The organism is Neisseria sp. P0001.S005 (genome assembly GCF_051963715.1).
On sequence record NZ_JBQCTZ010000231.1, the window covers coordinates 1 to 5,114 of the forward strand.

At 54.5% G+C, this 5,114-nt stretch carries 6 protein-coding genes; 3 read left to right on the forward strand and 3 right to left on the reverse strand.

The window, feature by feature from the left end; genetic code table 11:
- Positions 1-9 precede the first annotated feature (9 nt).
- Positions 10-1,275, forward strand: a complete 1,266-nt coding sequence (gene efeB, locus ACTHSP_RS17650; protein WP_070631554.1) for an iron uptake transporter deferrochelatase/peroxidase subunit — start codon at positions 10-12, stop codon at positions 1,273-1,275.
- Positions 1,276-1,357: 82 nt separating this feature from the next.
- Here the strand turns inward: efeB and ACTHSP_RS17655 are convergent, their stop codons facing one another.
- The 3 genes from ACTHSP_RS17655 to ACTHSP_RS17665 form a co-directional block, all read right to left on the reverse strand.
- Positions 1,358-1,825 (reverse strand): CinA family protein, encoded by a 468-nt coding sequence (locus tag ACTHSP_RS17655; protein WP_440346559.1) that lies wholly within the window; start codon positions 1,823-1,825, stop codon positions 1,358-1,360.
- A 76-nt stretch (positions 1,826-1,901) separates the two neighbouring features.
- Complete coding sequence (locus ACTHSP_RS17660) at positions 1,902-2,747, reverse strand: mechanosensitive ion channel family protein (RefSeq protein WP_440346560.1); 846 nt, start codon at positions 2,745-2,747, stop codon at positions 1,902-1,904.
- 111 nt (positions 2,748-2,858) lie between these two features.
- Positions 2,859-3,860: a thiamine ABC transporter substrate-binding protein gene (locus tag ACTHSP_RS17665; RefSeq protein WP_440346561.1), complete on the reverse strand. Its 1,002-nt coding sequence runs from the start codon at positions 3,858-3,860 to the stop codon at positions 2,859-2,861.
- 64 nt (positions 3,861-3,924) lie between these two features.
- On the opposite strand from ACTHSP_RS17665, the gene ACTHSP_RS17670 reads away from it, so the two are divergent.
- On the forward strand, positions 3,925-4,581 hold the full coding sequence (locus ACTHSP_RS17670) for a pyrimidine 5'-nucleotidase (RefSeq protein ID WP_371464872.1): 657 nt from the start codon (positions 3,925-3,927) through the stop codon (positions 4,579-4,581).
- Positions 4,582-4,633: 52 nt separating this feature from the next.
- Positions 4,634-4,918 carry a membrane lipoprotein lipid attachment site-containing protein gene (locus tag ACTHSP_RS17675; protein ID WP_049350744.1) on the forward strand — a complete coding sequence of 95 codons (285 nt, stop codon included), beginning with the start codon at positions 4,634-4,636 and terminating at the stop codon, positions 4,916-4,918.
- Positions 4,919-5,114: the final 196 nt, after the last annotated feature.

Below are 5,114 nucleotides of genomic sequence, written 5' to 3' on the forward strand. Positions count from 1 at the left end.
GAGCAGACCATGAGCCAAAACAAACAACCGGCACAACCCGAAAAACGAACCCTTTTCAAAACTGCCCTTGCCGCCGGCGCCATCGGCGTTGCCGGTTATTTTGCCGGTAAAAAACAAGGCGAAGCCGCCGCCGAGACCCAAAACAACCAACATTCCGAGCTGGCCTATCCGTGTTATGGCGAGCATCAGGCAGGCATTGTCACGCCACACCAGCTCTTTGGCATCATGTGTGCCTTTGACGTTACCGCCAAAGACGCCAAACAACTTGAAAACCTGTTCCGCGCCCTGACCGCCCGCATCGAATTCCTCACCCAAGGCGGCGAATATCAAGACGGCGACGACAAACTCCCGCCTGCAGGCAGCGGCATCCTCGGCAAACAATTCCGCCCCGACGGGCTGACGGTTACCGTCGGCGTCGGCAGCAGCCTCTTTGACGACCGCTTCGGCCTCAAAGACAAAAAGCCGAAACACTTGCAAGAAATGCGCGACTTCCCCAACGACAAACTCCAAAAATCGTGGTGCGACGGCGACCTCAGCCTGCAAATTTGCGCGTTTTCCCCCGAAACCTGCCAAGCCGCCCTGCGCGACATCATCAAAAATACCGCCCAGTTTGCCGTGATCCGCTGGAGCATAGACGGTTGGCTCCCTAAAGCCGAACCCGGCGCCATTGCCGCGCGCAACCTTTTAGGTTTCCGCGACGGCTCCGGCAATCCAAAAGTCGAAGATCCCAAAGTTGCCGATCAGGTTCTGTGGACAGGCGTTGCCGCCAACAGCTTGGACGAACCGGCATGGGCGAAAAACGGCAGCTATCAGGCCGTCCGCCTTATCCGCCACTTTGTCGAGTTTTGGGACCGCACCCCGATGCAGGAGCAAACCGATATTTTCGGCCGGCGCAAATACAGCGGCGCGCCCATGGACGGTAAAAAAGAGGGCGACACCGCCGATTTTGCCAAAGACCCAGACGGCAAAATCACGCCCAAAGACAGCCATATGCGCCTTGCCAATCCGCGCGATCCTGAGTTCATGAAAAAACACCTGCTCTACCGCCGCGCCTTCAACTACTCGCGCGGTCTCGCCGCCAACGGCCAACTCGATGTCGGCTTGATATTCATCTGCTATCAGGCCAACCTTGCCGACGGCTTCATCTTCGTGCAAAACCTGCTCAACGGCGAGCCGCTGGAGGAATACATCAGCCCGTTTGGCGGTGGCTATTTCTTCGTCCTGCCGGGTGTCGAAAAAGGCAGCTTCCTCGGTAAAGAGCTTTTGGGCGTATAAATCCGCCGATGGTTTGAATCAAGAAATAAAAAGGCCGTCTGAAACCTGATTTCCAGATTTCAGACGGCCTGAGTTTTTTCTATCAAACCAAATGTTCCGCCAAGAAAGCCAATGCGTATTCGACGGCTTGCGCCCTTATTGCTTCGCGGTCGCCTGTGAAAAGCGCGGTTTGCTCAAACGAACCTTCGGGCGTGGCCAGGCCGAACCAGACTGTGCCGACCGGTTTGGCCGCGCTGCCGCCGCTAGGGCCGGCGATGCCGGAAATACTCAAGGCGTAATCTGCCTGCGCCACGGCTTTTGCGCCGCGTGCCATTTCATAGACGGTCTCGCGGCTAACCGCGCCGTGTTTCAGCAAGGTATCGGGCATGACGCCGAGACGCTCCTGTTTGGCTTGGTTGCTGTATGTGACGAAGCTTTGATGAAACCATTGCGAGCTGCCGGAGAGGGAGGTCAGCGCACCTGCAAGCAGGCCGCCGGTGCAGGACTCGGCACAGGTAACGGTTTGACGGCGGCTGGTCAGGTGTTCGGCGATGGTTTGCAGATGGGACATGGCGGCTCCTTATGGAAAAGGGTGGAATGGGGCGGGCGTTTGACCCGCCGGGTTTCAGACGGCCTGAAAGTTGAAATCAGTCTTTCGGCTGAATGAGGTGGACATCACATTGTGGGAATGGGATGTTGATGTTGGCTTCGCGCAGGTTTTCGACGACCTGCTCGTTCAAACCGAATCGGAATAAGGCCAAATCCGCTTCGTTCGTCCATGCCCAAAGCGTGATTTCGATGGCGCTGGCGGCGAGGTTGGTAATGTATACGACGGCAGGTCGTTCTTTGGTTTGAACACATAATGGATGCTCGGTTGCCGCTCTCAAGACGGCGGCTTTGGCGGCTTTCAAGTCGCAGGCGTAGTCGACACCGACAACGACTTGGGCGCGGCACAGGGGTAGGGAGGAGCGGTTGGTGATGCTGTTGCTCATGACCATGCTGTTGGGCAGGACGACTTCTTCGTTGTCCGGCGTGCTCAAAGAGGTCTGCACCATTTTGATTTCGCGGACGATGCCTTCAAAACCGTTGACGCGGATAAAGTCGCCGACTTTAAACGGGCGGAACAGGATAATCAGCGCGCCGGCGGCGAAGTTGGATAGTTGGTCTTTCAAAGACAAAGCCACGGCCAAGCCTGCGCCACCGATCAAGGCGGTCACGGAAGTGGTCGGGATGCCGAGTTTGCCCAGTGCAGCGATGATGATGAGGATCAGTAGGCCGATGTTGGCGACGTTGCCGAGGAAGCTGACCAGCGTTTTATCGACTTTGGCGCGTGTCAGCGCGGCTTTCATCAGTGTCACCACGCGCGTGGCGACCCAACGGCCGATAAAGAAGATGGCTAAGGCGGCCAGCAGGTTCGTGCCGAAAGACATACCAACTTGAGCGAGGTGTTCCCAACCGGAGAAGGAGGAGAGGGCTTGAAGATCGAAATTCATAATTGTGTGCGTGTGAAGTTGTTTAAAAGGTTATTGTAAAACAAGGCCGTCTGAAAAACTAATGATTTGGTTTTTCAGACGGCCTTTAATCTTTCTTAAATCTTTTTCAGCTTAACGTAAAACGGTTTTGCTCCAACGGCTCACCCATTGTTTTTGTTTGGTGTTGATGTCGGCGCGGTTGGGGGAATCGCTGTGTTTTGGGGTTTGGGCAAACTCGAATACTTTGGGCAGCGGCGTGTTTTTGGCAGCCGGATAGACCCACATTTCGGCAGGCAGGGCTTGTTGCACTTCGCCGCTTTGCAGCCAGCTCACCAGTTTGGCCGCCAGTTCGGGTTGCTTCGCGCCTTTCAAAACGGCCGCGCCTTCAACTTGGCGGAATGTTCCGCCTTTGAGGAAGAGGTTGCCGGTGGGCGGGGTGTTGTATTTGCCTTTGGAGTAGTGGACTTCGGCCGCCGGGCTGGTGGCATAGCTGACCACGAGGGGATAAGCGCCGCCGTTTTGGGTGAAGTCGGTGTAGTAGGCTTCACTCCAGCCTTTGGCAACTTTCACGCCGTTTTGGCGCATTTGCGCCCACCATTTGAATGCGCCTTCTTCACCCATGCCGCCGATGTTGGCCAAGAGGAAGGAGAGGCCGGGCGAGGATGTGGCGGGAGACGGGGTTACCAAAAGGTTTTTATATTCCGGTTTGGTCAGGTCTTGCAGGGTTTGCGGCAGAGGCAGTTTTTTCTGTTCAAACCATTTTTTGTCGTAGTTGATGGCGACATAGGCGTAATCGACGGCCAGCGCATCGGGCAGGGAGGCGGTTACGGGTGCGGATTTGGGTTGGTTGGCGGCAAGGATGCCGGCGGCTTTGGCTTTGCCGATGTTGGCGTTGTCCAAACCGTAAACCGCATCGGCAATCGGGTTGGCCTTGCTCAAAATCAGCTTGTTGAGCATTTCGTTGCCGCTGCCTGCCTTGATGACGGACACTTTGGCATCGTTGGCTTTTTCAAATTGCGCGATGACGGTTTGGGGCAGGCTGAAGGATTTGTGCACGGCCAAACGCACTTCGGTTTGGGCGTACAGGTTTGCCGAAGCCAGCAACAGAGCCACGGCGGACAATTTCAGTTTCATTCTCTTTCCTTTGTACGGGTAAAATACGAAATATCATAACAAAATCTGCATATCAAGGCACGATATGAATCATTCTCCTGTTTGGCTGTTTGACCTCGACAATACTTTGCACAATGCCGAAGCCGGCATTTTCTACATCATCAACCGCGCCATGACCGAATACATGGCAGGCCGTCTGAAACTTTCCGAAGAAGCCGCATCCCACCTGCGCCAAGATTATTGGCACCGATACGGCGCGACGCTTGCCGGTTTGCAAATCCACCATCCTGAAGTCGATATCGATGAATTTTTGCGTGAAAGTCACCCGCTTAAGCAAATTTTGGCAAAGGTGGAGGGTATGGATGGAACTGATGACGTTTTAGGCCGTCTGAAAGGGAGAAAAACCGTATTTTCCAACGGGCCTTCGTTTTATGTCCGCGCATTGGTTGAGGTGTTGGGCTTGGAAGCGCATTTTGACGGCTTGTTCGGCACGGACGACTTTGGCCTGCTCTACAAACCCAATCCGCAAGCCTATCTCAACGTCTGCCGCCTGTTGGGCGTCAAACCCGAACAGTGCATTATGGTGGACGACAGCGCCGACAATCTGCACCAAGCCAAAGCCTTGGGCATGAAGACCGTTTGGTACGGCGAAAAAGTCCATCCGCTGCCATTTGCCGACGGCACAGCGAAAGATATGCAGGGCTTGCTTGATTTTGCACAAAACCTGCCATTAAGCCTTTAAAAAACCAGTACAATACACAGTATTTCCAACATTTAAAAACAAGGACAACATCATGCGTAAACTCGCTTTAATTCTGACCGCCGCCGCCGTTTTGGCCAGTTGCTCTTGGGAAACCTACACCAACGAATCCGGCCGTACCGCCGTACGCCAAAAATATGCTACCGGCACACCTATCGTTTATCAGGACGGGACTTATTCTAAAAACATGAATTACAACCAATTCCGTCCTGAGCGTCGCGCCGTCCAATCCAACCAAGCGGATCATGCTGAACACGGCGAACGCGGCCAGCACTGGCAAAAACCGCAATTTGCCAACCAACAGCCAGCAACCGAATAACAATATCCCCAAGGCCGTCTGAAACGGAGTGAAAAACAATCAACACTTGTTGCCACACTTTTCAGACGGCCTCAAACAACGACAACGGAAACCGTATCATGGCTCAGACAGCTTTAAATATCGTCATCCTCGCCGCCGGCAAAGGCACGCGCATGTACTCCAAAATGCCCAAAGTGCTGCACCGCATCGGCGGCCT